Source organism: Streptomyces sp. SolWspMP-5a-2 (genome assembly GCF_900091845.1).
GTDB classification, from domain to species: Bacteria; Actinomycetota; Actinomycetes; order Streptomycetales; family Streptomycetaceae; genus Streptomyces; species Streptomyces doudnae.
This window is the reverse complement of sequence record NZ_FMCI01000179.1, coordinates 1-17,267: the sequence shown is the minus strand read 5'-3', so window position 1 is coordinate 17,267 and position 17,267 is coordinate 1. Positions and strand designations below refer to the sequence as shown.

The window sequence follows — 17,267 nt, the reverse complement described above, 5'->3', positions numbered from 1 at the left end:
CCCGCGGCGGGATCGGGGTCGGCCGGGTTCAGTCCCCGCCGTCCGCCGACGGCCGCGGCGCGGCGGCGGCCGCCGGGAGCGCGCCCTCGTCCGGCAGCTCCGCCGTGTCCACCCCGCCGACCTGCGCCAGCTCGTGCTTGAGCGCGGCGAGTTCGGCACCGCCCGCCATGTGGTTGGTGAGTTCCTCCAGGGTGATGTCGGCGCGCTCGGCGGAGAGTTCGAGGGTGCCGAGGCGCAGGACGCTGAAGTGGTCGCCGACCATGTAGGCGTGGTGCGGGTTGTGGGTGATGAAGATGACGCCGAGTCCGCGCTCGCGGGCGGCGGCGATGTACTTCAGGACCACACCGGACTGCTTGACGCCGAGGGCGGCGGTGGGCTCGTCGAGGATCAGGACGCGGGCGCCGAAGTAGACGGCGCGGGCGATGGCGACGCACTGGCGCTGGCCGCCGGAGAGGGTGCCGATGGGCTGTTCGAGGTCGTCCAGGACGATGCCCATGTTGCGCAGTTCCTCGTCGGCGGTCGCCTTCATGCGGGCGATGTCGAGGCGGCGCACGGGCCAGGGGCCCTTGGTCATCTCGGAGCCGAGGAAGAAGTTGCGCCACACCGGCATCAGCGGCACGGTGGCGAGGTCCTGGTAGACGGTGGCGATGCCCTTGTCGAGGGCGTCGCGCGGGCTGGCGAAGCGCACGGGGGCGCCGTCCACGAGGAACTCGCCCTCGGTGTGCTGGTGCAGCCCGGAGATGATCTTGATGAGGGTGGACTTCCCGGCGCCGTTGTCGCCGAGCACGCAGGTCACGCCGGCCGGGCGGACCGTGAGGTCGACGCCGTGCAGGGCCCGGACGTTGCCGTACGCCTTGCCCGCGCCGCGCAGTTCGACCAGCGGGCGGTCACCCTCGGGCGGGGTGTCCTGGAGGACGGCGCCGTGGGTGCCGGTGTCCTTGGATGTCGTCATGGGGGTCACCTCCGGGTCGCCGTGCGGCTGACCCACAAGTTGATGAGCACGGCGCCGAGCAGCATCACGCCGAGGAATGCCTTGAACCAGTCCGGGTTCCAACCGGCGTACACGATGCCCTGGTTGACCATGCCGAACATGAAGGCGCCGAAGACCGGGCCGATCGCGGAGCCGTAGCCGCCGGTGAGCAGGCAGCCGCCGATGACCGCGGCCGCGATGTAGATCAGCTCCTGGCCGACGCCCTCGCCCGACTGGACGGTGTTGAACGAGAAGAGCTGGTGCATGCCGACGAACCAGGCGCCGAGGCCGACGCCCATGAAGAGGGTGATCTTGGTGAACTTCACCGGGACGCCGACGGCGCGCGCGGAGTCCTTGTTGCCGCCGACGGCGAAGATCCAGTTGCCGTACTTGGTGCGCAGCAGGATCCAGGTGGCGAGGGCGGCGAAGACCAGCCAGTAGAAGACGGTGATCTTCACCTGGACGCCGCCGATGTCGAACGACGACGCGAAGAGGGCGCGGGCCTGGTCGAAGCCGTCCATGTTGCTGATGTCGTCGGTGGCCACGTTGCCGGTGACCATCTTGGTGACGGCGAGGTTGACGCCCTGGAGGATCAGGAAGGTGCCCAGGGTGACCAGGAAGCTGGGCAGTCCGGTCCTGACCACCATCCAGCCGTTGAACGCGCCGATCGCCAGGGAGACGACCAGGGCGACGACGACGCCGACCCAGATGTTCATGCTGAGCTGGTAGCTGAGCATGCTCGCGGTGAGTGCCGAACTGACCACGGCGACGCCGGAGGAGAGGTCGAACTCGCCGCCGATCATCAGCAGCGCGACCGGCAGCGCCATGATGCCGATGGTGGACGACTGGTAGAGCACGGTCGCCATCGAGCCGCCCTGCCGGACGGCGGGCGCGGCGATCAGGAAGAAGACGAACACGGCGACGGCGCCGAGGAAGACGCCGACCTCGGGGCGGGCCAGCAGCCGCAGGACGAGGGGGCGTTCGGAGGTGCGGCCGTCGGTGGCCCTGGGGCCGGGGGCCGGCGGTCGGGTGACCGCCGGCTCAGCCTGCTGGGTCATGCTCATCACCTGGTGCCCTTCGCGGCGAACTTGGCGACGCTCTCCACGTTCGACTTGTCCACGAAGGCGGGACCGGTCAGCACGGGAGCCTCGCCACCGCCGCTGTAGTTGCCGTTGTTCTTGTAGAGCCACAGGGAGTCGACGGCCAGGTAGCCCTGGAGGTAGGGCTGCTGGTCGACGGCGAACTGGATGGTGCCCTTGCTGATGGCGCCGGTCAGCTGGCTGTTCAGGTCGAAGGTCGCGATCTTCGCCTGGCTCCCGGCCTCGGAGACCGACTTCACCGAGGTCAGCGCGTACGGGGCGCCGAGCGCGACGACGTAGTCGATGGCCTTGTCCTGCTTGAGCTTGGCGGTGATGGTCGACTGCACGGACGGCATGTCGGTGCCGTTGACGTAGAGCGTCTCGGTCTTGCCCGAGAAGGTCTTCTTGACGCCGTCGCAGCGCTGGGTCAGACCGACGTTGCCCTGTTCCTGGACGACGCAGACGGCACGCTTGGCGCCCTCCTCGTTCAGCCGCTTGCCGAGCGCCTCGCCCGTCACCGTCTCGTCCTGGCCGAAGAACTCCAGCAGGCCGAGCTTCTTCCATTCGCTGAGACCGGAGTTGAGGCCGACCACCGGTATGCCCGCCTTCTCCGCCTTGGCGGCGACGTCCTTCATGGCGTCGGGCTTGGCGAGGGTGATGGCGATGCCGTCGACCTTCTGGTCGATCGCGTTCTGGACCAGGTTGGCCTGGTTGCCCGCGTTCGGGTCGGCGGAGTAGACGAGCTTGATGTTGTCCTTGGCGGCGGCCGCCTCCGCACCCTTGCGGACGATGTCCCAGAAGGTGTCACCGGGTGCCTGGTGGGTGACCAGGGCGACGGTCATGCGGGGCGTGCTGGCCTTGCCGGCGGAAGCGTTGGATGCGCCTTCCTCGGACTTCTTGCCACCGGAGCTGCTGGAGCAGCCCGCGAGGGTCAGGGCCGCTGCCGCGGCCACGGCGACCACCGGGGCGACTCTGCGGGAGCGAAAGCGAGAAGAGCGTTCCATCTGTCCTGCACCTCACTGTGCGACGGGGGGAGACGGGGAAGAACCCCGGACGACCCGGGGGTTCCTGGCCCGGAGTCTGCTGCTCAGGTCCGGACCGTCGCCGCAAACGCGGCTGTTGCGCTGGGACGGGATCAAATCCCCTGACGCGCCCGCTGTCAATGCTTTGTTAAGACATCATTTCACGAACAGGTCCGAATGTAAGTACAAAGCATTGACAGGCTCACCCCCCGAGGTCTACACCTGGGATGCGGCGGCCCCCTGGATTCCGCCCTCCCGGCACAGCTCTAGGAGCGTCGCGCATGGCCGAGCCAGTCCAGCCCTACGACCTGATCACCATGGGACGCGTCGGAGTCGATCTTTACGCCTTGCAGTCTCGCGCACCGCTGACCCGGGTGAAGACCGTCGGCGAATTCCAAGGCGGTTCTGCGTCGAACGTGACGGCAGTCGATTTCCGGCCGATTCCGACGGCTCTGTCCGCACCGGCGACGCCCCAAGACCCGGTAAACCCGCCTGGTCGGCGCTCTGGGGCGCCCGGGTCGCGCCACTTCGTCCCCGCACAGGCCGCCGCCCGGCCAGGAGTTGTCCGAAAACATTCGGTCCCGGGGCACGTGTTCCGGCCCCGCAGCACCCGGCCCGCCCGGCCGGCCGACCCCCGCCTCCCCCTCCCCACGGCACCGGAGAAACCCTGATGAGCAGCCCCACCCGCCGCCTGACCGTCGCGCAGGCCCTGGTGCGTTTCCTGTCCGTCCAGTACACCGAGCGCGACGGCGTCAGGCAGCGGCTGATCGCCGGCACCTGGGGCATCTTCGGCCACGGCAACGTCGCCGGGCTCGGTCAGGCGCTCCTGGAGGCCGGGGAGGACACCATGCCCTTCCACCAGGGGCGCAACGAACAGGCGATGGTGCACGCGGCGGTGGGGTACGCCCGCCAGCTCGACCGGCTCTCCGCGCAGGCGGTGACCACGTCCATCGGACCGGGCGCCACGAACCTGGTCACCGGCGCCGCGCTGGCCACGATCAACCGGCTGCCGGTGCTGCTGCTGCCCGGCGACTCCTTCGCCACCCGGGCCGCCGACCCGCTGCTCCAGCAGCTCGAGCACCCCTCCGAGGCGGACCTCACCGTCAACGACACGCTGCGCCCCGTCTCCCGGTACTTCGACCGCGTCACCCGCCCCGAGGCGCTGGTCCCCGCCGCGCTGAACGCCGTGCGGGTGCTCGCCGACCCGGTCGAGACCGGCGCGGTCACCCTGGCGCTGCCGCAGGACGTGCAGGCCGAGGCGTACGACTGGCCGGAGGAGTTCTTCGCCGAGCGGATCTGGCGGGTCAGGCGCCCGGCACCCGACCCGGCCGAACTGGCCGCGGCGGTCCAGGCGATCCGGCAGGCGGCGCGCCCGCTGATCGTCGCGGGCGGCGGTGTCCACCACAGCCGCGCCGAGGAGGCGCTGCGGGCCCTGGTGGACGCCACCGGCGTCCCGGTCGCCTCCACCCAGGCGGGCAAGGGCTCGCTGCGGCACGACCACCCCGCCGACCTCGGCGGCATCGGCCACACCGGCACCGCGGTCTGCGACGACCTCGCCCGCGCCGCCGACCTGGTGATCGGCGTCGGGACCCGCTACACGGACTTCACCACCGCCTCCCGCACCCTCTTCCAGAACCCGGACGTCCGGTTCGTCAACCTCAACATCGCCGCGTTCGACGCGCACAAGCTCGCCGCGCTGAGCCTGGTCGCCGACGCCCGCACCGGTCTGGAGGCGCTCACCGAGGCCCTCGCAGGACACCGGGTCGACGCCGGGTACGAGGCGGAGTACCGGGCGGGCAAGGAGCGCTGGGAGCGGGTCGTGGCGGCCGCCTTCCGGGCCGACGACGACGCCGTGCCCACCCAGACCCAGGTCCTGGGCGCGCTGGACGCGGTGGTCGGCGACGACGACGTGGTGATCAACGCGGCCGGTTCGCTCCCCGGCGACCTGCACAAACTGTGGCGGGCGCGCTCCCCCCGCCAGTACCACCTGGAGTACGGCTACTCCTGCATGGGCTACGAGATCCCGGCCGCGGTCGGCGTCCAGCAGGCGACGCCGGACACCCCGGTCTGGGCGCTGGTCGGCGACGGCACCTACCTGATGATGCCGACCGAGATCGTCACCGCCGTCCAGGAGGGGCTTCCGGTCAACCTGCTGCTCGTCCAGAACCACGGGTACGCCTCCATCGGCGGGCTCTCCGAGTCCGTCGGCGGCGAGCGGTTCGGCACCGCGTACCGCCACCGGGCCGCCGACGGCACCTTCAGCGGCGACCCGCTGCCGGTCGACCTCGCGGCCAACGCGGCCAGCCTCGGCATGACGGTGCTGCGCGCCAGGACCGTCCGCGAACTGCGCGAGGCCCTCGCCGCCGCCCGCGCCTCGGACCGCCCGACCTGCGTCTACGTGGAGACCGACACGGCGACCCCGACCGCTCCCCCGGCCGAGGCGTGGTGGGACGTGCCGGTCGCCGCGACCGCGTCCCGCGAGGCCGCCGTCCGCGCCCGCGAGGAGTACGAACGGCAGGTCGGCGCGCGCCGCCACCACCTGTGACCCGCCGGTCCGTCCCGCCGCCCCCGCCCCTTCCGCAGAGGGAGACCCGCCCCATGGTGAAGACCGGCGGCCCCACCCGGGCCGCGTCCGCCCCCGTGCTCGACTCCATGGACTTCGCCCTGGACCGGGGCAGTCCTGTGCCGCTCTACTACCAGCTCGCCCAGCAGCTGGAGTCGGCGATCGAGCACGGCGTCCTCGCCCCGGGGAACCTGCTCGGCAACGAGATCGACCTGTCGACCCGGCTCGGCCTGTCCCGGCCCACCGTCCGGCAGGCCATCCAGTCGCTGGTCGACAAGGGCCTCCTGGTGCGCCGCCGCGGGGTCGGCACCCAGGTCGTGCACAGCCAGGTCAAACGCCCGCTCGAACTCAGCAGCCTCTACGACGACCTGGAGGCCGCGGGCCAGGGCCCGACCACCCGGGTGGTGCGCAACGAACGGGTGGCGGCCGGTGCCGACGTGGCCGCCGCGCTCGGTCTCGCCGAGGGCGCCGAGGTCGTCGTCCTGGAGCGGCTGCGCAGCACGCACGGGCAGCCGATGGCGTACCTGTGCAACTACCTTCCGGCGGCCCTGCTGGAGCTGGACACCGCACGCCTTGAGGCGACCGGCCTCTACCGCATGATGCGCACGGTCGGCATCACGCTGCACAGCGCCCGCCAGACGGTGGGCGCCCGGTGCGCCGCCCCCGAGGAGGCCGCGCGCCTGGACGAACGTCCCGGCGCCGCCCTGCTCACCATGGAGCGCACCGCCTACGACGACACGGGCCGCGCGGTCGAGTTCGGCACCCACATCTACCGGGCGTCCCGGTACGCGTTCGACTTCCAGCTCCTGGTGCGCCCCTGATCGGACGGCGCCCGGAGGGGCCCCGCGGACTGCCTGTCCGCGGGGCCCCTCCCCGTTCCCGCGTCACGACGACCCCTCGTCATGCTTGAATGTGCTCGATAACCGACCACATCTTGCAGCAACACGCATCGCGGGAGTCCCGTGTCCTTCTCGGAGCAAGCCCCGGCCCCGGTCGGCGATCGCACCGGCCACCTGGTCGGCGTCGACGTCGGCGGCACCTTCACCAAGGCTGTGCTCACCGACGCCGGGGGCACCGTCCTGGCCGAGGCCCACCGGCCCACCCCGCGCCCGGGTCCCGGCGTCGCCGAACGGGTCGTCGAACTCGCCGGGCGGCTCACCGGGGAACTCGCCGCGCGCACCCCGGTCCCGCTGGCCGCGGCGGGCCTCGTGGTGCCCGGCACCGTGGACGAACGGCGCGGCCTCGCCGTCCACTCGGAGAACCTCGGATGGCGCGACGTGCCCTTCGCCGACCTGTTCGCCCGCCGCACCGGCCTGCCCGTGGCGTTCGGCCACGACGTACGGGCCGGGGGCCTGGCCGAGAGCCGGGTGGGCGCCGCGGCCGGGGTGCGCGACACCGTCGTCTTCCTGCCCGTCGGCACCGGCATCGCCGCCGCGCTGCTCCTCGACGGGACGCCGTACGCGGCCGGGGGACGGGCGGGCGAGATCGGGCACGTCCGGGTCGCCCCGGACGAGCCGTGCCGGTGCGGCCTGACGGGCTGTCTGGAGGCCGTCGCCTCGGCCGCGGCCGTGGCCCGCCGCTACCGGCGCAGGGCCGGACGGCCCGCCGACGGCGCCAAGGAGGTCGCGGCCCTGGTCCGCGCGGGCGACCCGGTCGCCGTCGCGGTGTGGGAGGAGGCGGTCGAGGCGCTCGCGGTGGCGATCCGCTGGCTGGCCGCCGTCCTCGCCCCGCACACGGTCGTGGTCGGCGGCGGGCTGGCGTCCTCGGGCGACCTGCTCCTCGGCCCGCTGGAACGGCGGGTGGCCGAGGGGCTGACCTTCCACCGGCGCCCGGTGCTCGTCGGGGCCCGGCTCGGCGACCGGGCGGGCGCCCTGGGCGCGGCGCTCCTGGCGGCAGCGGCCGTCACGGACGGTTCCGCGGCGGGGGGTACGGCGGCCGACAGGTGACGGGGGGTTGGGCCGGGCCGAGGGGGCGTCCGGGCCCTCCCCCGGCTCACTCGCCCGAGCGGATGCGCCCGCCCGCCGTGCCGCCCCGCACCAGGATCTGGATGGCCGGTACCGCCGCGGCCCGCGCCCAGTCGGCGGAGTCCGCGACCCGGGTCTCCAGGACCACCGGGTCGGCGAGCGGGTGGCGGTGGGCGCGGACGGTCTCCCGGACGGTGTCCCCCGCGACGCCGACCAGGCCGACGCCCTCCCCGGCGAGCAGGATCTTCTGCGGCATCGCGAAGTTGGCGATCCGGGCGACCAGGACGCCCAGGGCGCGCGCGGCCTCGTCCACGACCCGGCCGGTCAGCGGGTCGCCGTCGGCGGCGCGGGCGAGGATCGCGTCGTAGCCGAGATCCTCGCCGGTGGCCGCCCGCACCTGGTAGCGGATGCTGGGGACGGAGAGCAGCGCGACGGCGCTGCCCGGCTCCCCGTCGGGGGTGAACGGCCCGCCGGGTTCGACGATCCAGTGGCGGCCGGGGTCCGGGCCGTCCTCGGCGGAGCGGACCCGGACGCCGTCGACGACCAGGCCGTAGCCGACGTCCGCGCCGACGGTGAGGACGACGAACCGGTCGAGGCCGCGCCCGGCGCCGAACCACGCCTCCGCCTCGACCAGCGCGGCGACGTCGTTCTCGACCACGACGGGAAGACCGGTGCGCTCCCCCAGCAGGGCGCCGAACGGGACGTCCCGCCGGCCGGTGCCGCCCTCCCCCACCGGGCCGCCGACACCGACGCCGACACCGGCGACGGCGGGGAAGTCGCGGGTGAACTCCGCTGTCATGGCGGCCAGTTGATCCGCCACCCGGTCGGGTTCCCGGGAGGTGAGCGGCGTCGACCGATGGGCCAGGACGTCGCTCCTGAGCGTGGTGACCACGCCGTGGACGGCGTCCCCGGTGACCCTGAAGCCCGCGAGGCAGTGGGAGTCGGCGACGATGTCGAGGGGCAGCGAGGGACGCCCCTGGCGGTGGGCCCGCGGCGGCGCCGGGGACGGTGTCTCGGTCAGCAGGCCCGACGCGATCAGCGGCTTCGTCAGCCGGGTGAGGCTGCCCGCCGACAGGCCGAGCCGCCGCGCGATCCCGGTGCGGGAGATCGGCCCGTGCAGCAACACCTCGATCGCCACCGCCCGTTCGGCGGGAGTCAGCGGCGCCCAGCCCGCGGCCACCATGCTGATCGGGCCCCTCCTGTCCTGGGCCTTGATTATGGGGCATGGTGCGGCGCCGGGCGCGGCCCGCCCCGGTCCTGCCGGGTCGCGGCGGCTCACGCCGCGGGCCTGCGCGTCCCGGTGAACGCCGTGCTGCCCAGCGCGTGCCGGGCGGTGCCCTCGGCCGTGTCGCCGTCGACGGTCATGACGCAGGTCAGGGTGGTCGGGGAGGGCGAGGAGACCTCGGCGGTGAACCGGATCTCGGCGCCGTCGCGGGAGCCGTGGGCGAGCGGGCGGCCGTCGAGCGTCCCGGAGACGCCGTCGTGCGCGACGGTGAGCGCCAGTTCGGCGGTCCGTGCGCCGTCCGGGGCCCGGAAGGTGACGTCCCAGACGCCGCTGGCGGCGCGGTCGCGCAGGTAGTCGGCGGCGTTGCGGCGGTAGCGCCGGTGCTCGGCCGCGTGGTCGGGCATGCCGTCGTCGGGTGCGCCGCCGACGCCGAAGAAACCGCGGGTGGCCTGGTTGGAGGGCCCGGCGTACGCGGCGGCGCGGGACTGCATGGCCGGCTCGTACCGGCGTACGGCGGCCTCCACCGTCGGTTCCTCCGCGAGGGCGCGGGCGAGTTCCGCCGCGTCCAGGAGCGCGAGGTTCACGCCGTGGCCGCCGAACGGTCCCATGGCGTGCGCGGCGTCGCCGAGGAGCGTCGCGCCGGGGGTGTGCGGCCAGGTCAGGGGCGTCGGCAGGAACGAGATCTCACGCCGGACGTAGCCGTCGCTGTCGGTGAGGAAGGGCAGCAGCTCGGCGGACCAGCCGCTGAACCGCTCCAGCAGGAAGGCGCGGAGGGCGGCCACGTCGTCCTCGCCGATCCCGGCGCGGGCCGCCCAGTCGGCCTCGGTGCGCAGGGCGACGTAGCCGCGGATCATGCCGTTGCTGTTGCGCTGGACGATGATCGCGTTGCCGTCGTCGCCGCGGGCGAAGAGGTGGCCGCGGCCGAGGAGCCGGGCGAGGGCGGGGTGGCGGCGGTCGGCGTCGTCGTAGCGGACGTCGAGGAAGGCGACCCCCGAGTACTCCGGGGTGGCGGGGCTGACCAGGCGGCGCACCCGCGACCGGACCCCGTCGGCGCCGATCACCAGGTCGGCCTCGGCGGTGGCGCCGTTGGCGAAGGTCAGCCGGTGCCGCCCGGCGCCCAGGGGGTCGGCGCCGGTGAGCTTGTGGCCCCAGCGGACGCGGGCGGGGTCGACGTGCGCGGCGATGAGGGCCCGGAGCTGCCCGCGGTCGATCTCGGGGGCGGCGCTGTCGCCGGGTTCGGGCTCGAAGACGCCGTGCACGGTCCCGTGCTGGTCCATGTGGCGTTTGGCCTGGTCGTCGACGCGGGCGACGGCGAGGAAGGCGTCGAGGAGTCCGGCGTCGGCGAGGGCGATCTGCCCGGTGTCGGTGTGCAGGTCGAGCGTGCCGCCCGCGTCCCGGGAGTCGGCGGACAGGTCGGCGTCGTAGACGGTGCAGTCGATCCCGTGCCGCTGGAGCACGAGGGCGCAGAGCAGGCCCCCGGGACCGGCCCCGACGACGGCGATGGAGGCGGGGGCGCCGGTCGGGGCCTGGGGGGACGTGCCGGTGGTGGTGTCGGTGGATTCCATGGCGGTGCTCCTCACACGAGGCAACCAATCAATCGATTGATGGACTACTGGAAGCATACACACGCATCCATCAATCGATCGATGTGGAGATAGGATGAGGAGGTGCCGACGAACCCCGCCCGCCCCCGCCGCTCCGCCGCCGAGACCCGCGACGAGATCCGCAGGGCCGCCCTCGAACTCTTCACCGACCGCGGCTTCGACGCGACCAGCACCCGCGACATCGCCCAGGTGCTGGGCATCAACCAGTCGACGCTCTACTACCACTTCAAGAGCAAGGACGACATCGTGCGGAGCCTGCTCGAAGGGCGCCGCCGCGACCTGGACGCGTTCCTGGAGTGGCTCGGCGCCCAGCCGCGCACCCCCGGGCTGCTGCGCGAGGCCGCCCTGCGCTGGCTCGACGCCACCACCGAGGAGCATGTGCACGCCCAGCGGCTGGCCCTGGCGAACCAGGCGGCCCAGCGGCGGGTCCAGGGGGACGGGGAGATCGGCATCCCCGCCGCCTTCGAGCAGGTCATCGCCCACTTCACGGACGAGGACACCCCGGCGGCCGAAGTGCTGTACGTGCGGACCGTGTTCAACGCCGTGGGCTCGGTGATCGCGTCGACCTTCGGGGCGCCCGCGGCGGCCTCCGACGTCATCGCGGCGGCGCGCAGGACCGTCGTCGCGATGACGGTGGGCGACTGACCCGGCGGGCGGCGGTCGGGAGCCCGGCGCAACCGGACCGCCCCCGCGCGGCGGCTCAGGCCGGGTGGAGGCCGAGGGTCCGGTAGATCTCCGTCGTGACCTTGGAGAAGTTCATGGTCATGAAGTGGAGTCCGGGGGCCTCCTCGTCGATCAGCCGGCGGCACATCGCGGTGGCGTGCTCGATGCCGAGGGCCCTGACCGTCTTCGGGTCGTCCCGCGCGGCGAGCATCCTCTCGGCGAGCGCCGGCGGGAACGCGGCGGTGCTGAGACCGGGCACACGGCGCAGCGAGCGGATCGTGGTGACCGGCATGATCTCCGGGATGATCGGCGTCGCGCATCCGGCGGCGGCCACCCGGTCGCGGAAGCGCAGGTAGGTGTCGACGTCGAAGAACATCTGGGTGATCGCGTAGTCGGCCCCGGCCCGGCACTTGTCCACGAAGTGCCGGATCTCGTCGTCCCAGCCGGCCGAGCGCGGATGCATCTCGGGGAAGGCCGCGACCCCGACGCAGAAGTCGCCCGATTCCTTGATCAGCCGCACGAGTTCGGCCGCGTACTCGATCCCCTCGGGGTGCCTGGTCCAGGGACCGAGCACGTCGCCCGGCGGATCGCCGCGCAGCGCCAGGATGTTGCGGACGCCCTGGTCGGCGTAGTGGCCGAGGATGTTGCGCAGTTCGGAGACGCTGTGGTCGACCGCGGTGAGGTGGGCGACGGGGGTGAGGGTGGTCTCCTGGGCGATCCGGCCGGTGACGTTGACGGTGCGGCCCCGTGTCGAGCCCCCGGCGCCGTAGGTGACGGAGACGAAGGTCGGTGACAGCGCCTCCAGTCTCCGGATCGCCGTCCAGAGCCCCACCTCGGCCTCGGCGCTGCGCGGGGGCATGAACTCGAAGGAGTAGGAGCGGTGCCCCGAGGCGAGCAGGTCGCGGATGGTCGCCGCGCGGTCCGGTCGGGTGGAGGGGATACCGAGGGCCATGGCCGCACGGTAGCCTCCGGCCGATCACCCCTGACGGGTCGTCCACCTGCTGATACCCGGCCGGGAACCACGGCCCGCGCACCGTCGGGAGGGGCCCGGCGCGGTGCCGGTCAGCCGTCGGTCCGGTCGTCCTGGACCGGGTAGGGCACGAAGGTGCTGCTGTTCTGGTCGATGAGCAGCGGGCGGCCGAGCGGCGGCGCGGCCCGCTGGGAGCAGTCGAGGCGTTCGCAGACGCGGCACCCCATGCCGATGGGGACGGCGGCGGAGGTGCTGGTGAGGTCGAGGCCGTCGGAGTAGACGAGCCGGTGGGCGTGGCGGATCTCGCACCCGAGGCCGACGGCGTAGGTCTTGCCCGGTTCGCCCCAGCCGCCGCGGTGCCGGGTGACGGCCCGCGCGGTCCACAGGTACCGCTGTCCGTCGGGCATCTCGGCGAGCTGGACGTGGATGCGGCCGGGGGCGGCGAACGCCTCGTAGACGTTCCACAGCGGGCAGGTGCCGCCCGCGCGGGAGAAGTGGAAGCCGGTGGCGGACTGGCGTTTGGAGAGGTTGCCCGCGCGGTCGACGCGCACGAAGGAGAAGGGCACCCCGCGCAGCCGGGGCCGCTGGAGGGTGCTGAGCCGGTGGCAGATGGTCTCGTGGCCGACGCCGAAGCGGTCGGTGAGGCGCTCGATGTCGTAGCGGGCCTCCTCGGCCGCCGTGTGGAACGCGGTGTAGGGCAGGATCAGGGCGGCGGCGAAGTAGTTGGCGATGCCGATGCGGGCGAGCGCGTGGGTGGGTGAGCCGGGCTCGAAGTCCTCGGCGGCCCGGCGGTCGAGCTCCTCACCGTGTTCGAGCAGGGCCAGTTGGGTCGCCATGCGGAAGGCGCGCTGGCCCGGCCGCAGCCGCGCGGAGAGGTGCAGGGTGCGGCTCGCGGCGTCGTAGCGGTGCAGCCGCGCCCCGGGCTCGGCGGCCGGGCGGACGCCGTGCGCGTCCGCGAGTCTGCGGGTGAGCGCCCCGATCACGTCCCCGGGCCTGACGCCGATCCCGGCGGCGAGGTGTTCGGCGGCGAGGTCGGTGTCGTGCAGGTAGTTCTGGCGGCGGTAGAAGAAGTCGCGGATCTCCTCGTGCGGCGTGGAGGTGCCCGCGCCTGCCCGGCCCCGGCCGTCCGCCTCCCCCGCCAGGCGCTCGGAGAGCAGCTCGTTGCGGCGGCCGAGGTCGAGCAGGACCCTGGCGACGCCGGGCAGCCGGGACGCCAGCTCGCCGAGGTCGGCCGCGGAGACCCGGGACTCGGCGATCTCCCCGGCCAGCGCCTCGCGCAGGTCGGCCAGGAGGCGCGCGGTGTCGCGCTTCGAGAAGAAGCCCGGGTCCACCCCGAACACCTCGGTCACCCGGAGCAGGACGGGCACGGTGAGCGGCCGGGAGTCGTGCTCCATCTGGTTGAGGTAGCTCGGGGAGATGGACAGCACCCGGGCGAGATCGGCCTGGCTCATCCGGCGCTCCTCGCGCAGCCGCCGCAGCCGCGCGCCCGCGTACATCTTGCTCACCGAACCGCTCCTCAGTGCCGGGGACCCGATCCGGTCAGCGTAGGGGAGCCGTCCGCCTCCGGAGCCTTCGCAGAGTTGGCAGATGCGGTCGGGAAGATTGGCAGAGATTGGCATACATCCCCCCTTGATGGCACTCAGTGCCAGTGCGAAAGTCGTCGTGCGGCTCGCCGGAACCGGCAGGCACAGCCCGGGACCGGGACACGATTTCCGCCCTGACGTCGGACACCCCGGCAACGGCAGACACCTGCACCGGCAGCATCGCTCAGCTCCACCTCCCGGGTGACGGCGAGCCGCATCCCCATCGAACGACACGCAGTGCCACCTCTGTTCGTCCGGACGGCGGGATTGGCAGTCAGCGCAGACCGAGGAGACGGAGACAGTCATGGCAGACGCGACGACGAGCACGCGGGCGGCCGAGGAGCTGGCACGGCGCTGGGCCACCGACCCGCGCTGGAAGGGCGTCGAGCGCACCTACCGCGCCGAGGACGTGATCCGGCTCTCCGGCAGCGTCCGCGAGGAGGCGACCCTGGCCCGGCGCGGTGCCGAGCGGCTGTGGCGGCAGTTGCACGAGCGCGACTACGTCCACGCCCTGGGCGCGCTGACCGGCGGTCAGGCCGTGCAGCAGGTGCGGGCCGGGCTCCAGGCGATCTACCTGTCGGGCTGGCAGGTCGCCGCCGACGCCAACCAGGCCGGTCACACCTACCCGGACCAGAGCCTCTACCCCGCCAACTCCGTGCCGCAGGTGGTCCGCCGGATCAACAACGCGCTGCTGCGGGCCGACCAGATCGCCACCGCCGAGGAAGCGGGCGACACCACGGACTGGCTCGCGCCGGTCGTCGCGGACGCGGAGGCCGGGTTCGGCGGTCCGCTCAACGCCTTCGAGCTGACCAAGGCGATGATCGCGGCGGGCGCGGCCGGTGTGCACTACGAGGACCAGCTCGCCTCGGAGAAGAAGTGCGGCCATCTCGGCGGCAAGGTCCTCGTGCCGACCTCGCAGCACATCCGCACCCTCAACGCGGCCCGCCTCGCGGCCGACATCGCCGACGTGCCGACCGTCGTCATCGCCCGCACCGACGCGCTCGCCGCCACCCTGCTGACGACCGACGTCGACGAGCGCGACGCCGAGTTCGTCACCGGCGAGCGCACCGCGGAGGGCTTCCACCGGGTGCGCAACGGCATGGCCCCGGTCATCGCCCGCGGCCTCGCGTACGCCCCGTACGCCGACCTGATCTGGGTCGAGACCGGCACCCCCGACCTGGCCCAGGCGCGCGAGTTCGCCGAGGCGATCCACGCCCGGTACCCGGACCGGATGCTCGCCTACAACTGCTCGCCGTCCTTCAACTGGAAGGCCGCCCTGGACGACGACCAGATCGCCAAGTTCCAGCGGGAACTGGGCGCGATGGGCTACCGGTTCCAGTTCATCACCCTGGCCGGGTTCCACTCCCTCAACCACGGCATGTTCGACCTGGCCCGCGGCTACGCCGAGCACGGCATGACCGCCTATGTCGACCTCCAGGAACGGGAGTTCGCCGCCCAGGAGCACGGCTTCACCGCCGTCAGGCACCAACGCGAGGTCGGCACCGGCTACTTCGACCTGGTCTCCACCGCCGTCAACCCCGCCTCCTCCACCACGGCGCTGGCCGGGTCGACGGAGGAGGAGCAGTTCCACTAGAGCGGGCCTGGCACGGAGCGCCGTCCGCCCGCGGGGCGGGCCCGGCGGGATGTGTCAGACACGGCCCACGGCGGGTCCGCGCCGTCCGGGCCGCCGTGCGGCGCCCCGGGGTCGTGCCCCGGGGGCCCCGGCGGCACCGCGCGACCCGCACGACAGGACCCGACCGCCGCGCCGGACAGCCTCCCGCGTCCGGCGCGGCCCCCGGCCGGACGGCGGACACGCGACCGCCCGCCCGCCCCTCCCGTCCTCCAGGAGAGCCCGATGACCACCACCGCACTCGCCCAGCAGGTCCGCGTCCTCGCCGCGCCGGGTCACCGGCACGACGAGATCCTCACCCCGCCGCCCTGGACTTCGTCGGCACCCTCGTCGAGGCGTTCGAGCCCCGCCGCCGGGACCTGCTGAAGGAGCGCCACCGGCAGGCCCTGCGGCTGGCGTCGGGCGCGCCACTCGGCTTCCCCATGGTCACCGCCGCGGTCCGGGCCGACCCCGGCTGGCGGGTGGCGCCGCCCGCGCCCGGTCTCGCCGACCGGCGGGTGGAGATCACCGGCCCGCCCGACCGCCGCACGGCCGTCGACGCCCTCACCTCGGGCGCCCAGGTGTGGACGGCCGACTTCGAGGACGCCACCGCGCCCCGGTGGGACAACGTCGTCGGCGGACAGCTCACCCTCCTGGACGCCGTCGGGCAGCGCCTCGGCCTCACACCGTCCGAGGGCGTCGCCACCGTCGTGGTCCGGCCGCGCGGCTGGCATCTCGACGAGGAGCACCTGGAGTTCGGCGGCCGTCCGGTGCCCGCCGCGCTCGTCGACTTCGGGCTGTACTTCTTCCACTGCGCCCGGCGCCAGATCGACGCCGGACGCGGCCCCTACTTCTGCCTGCCGAAGCTGGAGAACCGCTACGAGGCCCGGCTGTGGAACGACGTGTTCGTCCTCGCCCAGGGGCTGCTCGGCATCCCGCGCGGCACGGTCCGGGCCACCGTGCCCGTCGAGACGATCACCGCGGCGTTCGAGATGGAGGAGATCCTGTACGAGCTGCGCGAGCACGGCGCGGGCCTCGGCGCCGGGCGCTCGGACTATCTGTTCAGCCTGATCAGGACCTTCGGACACCGCACGGACTTCCTGCTGCCCGACCGGGCGCGGGTGACACCGACCGCCCCCTTCCTGCGGGCCTGCGCCGACCTCCTCGTCCGCACCTGCCACCGGCGGGGCGCGCACGCCGTCGGCCGCCTGAGCGCGCGGGTGCCCGGCGGCGGACCGGCCGCCGACGAGGCCGCGTCCGGCGCGGTGCGGCTGGAGAAGGAGCGCGAGGCCGAGGACGGCTTCGACGGCTCCCGGGTCGCCCATCCGGCGATGGTGCCGGTCTGCCGGGACGCGTTCGACCGGGTGCTCGGCGACCGGCCCCACCAGCTCGACCGCACCCGCGACGACGTCGAGGTCACCCCAACCGAGCTGCTGTCCGTGCGCCGGACCAGCGGCCCGCCCACCCCGGACGGCGTGCGCACCGCCGTCGCCGTCACCCTGCGCTACTACGCCGCCTGGCTGCGCGGGGAGGGCGCGGTCGTCCTCGACGGGCTGATGGCGGACGCGGCCACCGCCGAGACCGCCCGCGTGCAGCTCTGGCAGTGGCTGCGGCACCGGGTGGTCGACCGGGAGACGGTGACGCGGCTGCTCGCCGACGAGCTGGCGGCGCTCGGCGCCACGTACCCCTGGGCACCGGTGGACGACATCCGCGCCCTCTTCGAACGGACCGCCCTCGCCCAGGAGTTGCCGCGGTTCTTCACCCCCGACGCCTACGCCCGCCACCTCGTGCGACAGGCATAGGCCCATCCGCGGCCAGGTCCGGGGACCTGGCACGGCGCGGGCTGAGGGGCCCGCGCGGCCGCAGGGGTGAGGGCCCCGCGCGGCGCGAGAGGGAGAGGGCGGGAGGCGCGCGTACGGCGCTTCCCGCCCTTCGCCGGTGCCGGCGCGCTCGCCACCGTCCGGCCCCCGCACCCGACTCCCCCGCCCCACCCGCCGGCCCGGGAGTGACATCCG

General features: G+C 73.7%; 12 protein-coding genes and 1 pseudogene. 6 read left to right on the top strand and 7 right to left on the bottom strand.

Translation table 11 applies throughout. The features are described 5' to 3' along the window. Positions 1 to 28: 28 nt before the first annotated feature. From GA0115242_RS18585 to GA0115242_RS18575, 3 genes are read right to left on the bottom strand one after another with little or no spacing between them, the layout of a single operon-like run. Positions 29 to 952: an ATP-binding cassette domain-containing protein gene (locus GA0115242_RS18585; RefSeq protein ID WP_093829874.1), complete on the bottom strand. Its 924-nt coding sequence runs from the start codon at positions 950 to 952 to the stop codon at positions 29 to 31. 5 nt (positions 953 to 957) lie between these two features. Next, positions 958 to 2,034 carry an ABC transporter permease gene (locus GA0115242_RS18580; protein WP_093829872.1) on the bottom strand — a complete coding sequence of 359 codons (1,077 nt, stop codon included), beginning with the start codon at positions 2,032 to 2,034 and terminating at the stop codon, positions 958 to 960. After that, a complete protein-coding gene (locus GA0115242_RS18575; RefSeq protein ID WP_093829866.1) occupies positions 2,034 to 3,053 on the bottom strand; it encodes a sugar ABC transporter substrate-binding protein in 1,020 nt (339 codons plus the stop codon). Before GA0115242_RS18575 ends, GA0115242_RS18580 begins: the two co-directional genes overlap by 1 nt. 688 nt (positions 3,054 to 3,741) lie before the next feature. Here GA0115242_RS18575 and iolD point away from each other — a divergent pair. The 3 genes from iolD (at position 3,742) to GA0115242_RS18555 (ending at position 7,580) form a co-directional block, all read left to right on the top strand. Next, entirely contained in the window at positions 3,742 to 5,616 is a 1,875-nt protein-coding gene (iolD, locus tag GA0115242_RS18565; RefSeq protein WP_093829862.1) for a 3D-(3,5/4)-trihydroxycyclohexane-1,2-dione acylhydrolase (decyclizing), read from the top strand. Between the two features lie 53 nt (positions 5,617 to 5,669). Next, positions 5,670 to 6,455, top strand: a complete 786-nt coding sequence (locus GA0115242_RS18560) for a GntR family transcriptional regulator (protein WP_093829860.1) — start codon at positions 5,670 to 5,672, stop codon at positions 6,453 to 6,455. Between the two features lie 141 nt (positions 6,456 to 6,596). Next, the gene (locus GA0115242_RS18555) at positions 6,597 to 7,580 is read left to right on the top strand and encodes an ROK family protein (protein ID WP_256089469.1); all 984 of its coding nucleotides are present in this window, start codon (positions 6,597 to 6,599) and stop codon (positions 7,578 to 7,580) included. Positions 7,581 to 7,626: 46 nt separating this feature from the next. Here the strand turns inward: GA0115242_RS18555 and GA0115242_RS18550 are convergent, their stop codons facing one another. Next, entirely contained in the window at positions 7,627 to 8,787 is a 1,161-nt protein-coding gene (locus GA0115242_RS18550) for an ROK family transcriptional regulator (RefSeq protein WP_093829868.1), read from the bottom strand. Between the two features lie 86 nt (positions 8,788 to 8,873). Next, positions 8,874 to 10,388, bottom strand: coding sequence for an FAD-dependent oxidoreductase (locus GA0115242_RS18545; RefSeq protein WP_093829858.1), 1,515 nt, complete (start codon positions 10,386 to 10,388; stop codon positions 8,874 to 8,876). Between the two features lie 102 nt (positions 10,389 to 10,490). Here GA0115242_RS18545 and GA0115242_RS18540 point away from each other — a divergent pair, with 102 nt between their 5' ends. Beyond that, positions 10,491 to 11,072: a TetR/AcrR family transcriptional regulator gene (locus tag GA0115242_RS18540; protein WP_093829856.1), complete on the top strand. Its 582-nt coding sequence runs from the start codon at positions 10,491 to 10,493 to the stop codon at positions 11,070 to 11,072. Between the two features lie 55 nt (positions 11,073 to 11,127). On the opposite strand, the gene metF is transcribed toward GA0115242_RS18540, so the two are convergent. Both metF and GA0115242_RS18530 read right to left on the bottom strand, forming a co-directional pair. Next, positions 11,128 to 12,042 (bottom strand): methylenetetrahydrofolate reductase [NAD(P)H], encoded by a 915-nt coding sequence (gene metF, locus GA0115242_RS18535; protein ID WP_093829854.1) that lies wholly within the window; start codon positions 12,040 to 12,042, stop codon positions 11,128 to 11,130. 110 nt (positions 12,043 to 12,152) lie between these two features. Beyond that, a complete protein-coding gene (locus tag GA0115242_RS18530) occupies positions 12,153 to 13,565 on the bottom strand; it encodes a short-chain fatty acyl-CoA regulator family protein (RefSeq protein WP_093829852.1) in 1,413 nt (470 codons plus the stop codon). A gap of 382 nt (positions 13,566 to 13,947) precedes the next feature. Between GA0115242_RS18530 and aceA the strand changes: the two genes are divergently transcribed. Both aceA and GA0115242_RS18520 read left to right on the top strand, forming a co-directional pair. Then, positions 13,948 to 15,237, top strand: coding sequence for an isocitrate lyase (gene aceA / locus GA0115242_RS18525; RefSeq protein WP_093829850.1), 1,290 nt, complete (start codon positions 13,948 to 13,950; stop codon positions 15,235 to 15,237). A 261-nt stretch (positions 15,238 to 15,498) separates the two neighbouring features. Next, a pseudogene (locus GA0115242_RS18520) lies at positions 15,499 to 17,054 on the top strand (malate synthase A). Positions 17,055 to 17,267: the final 213 nt, after the last annotated feature.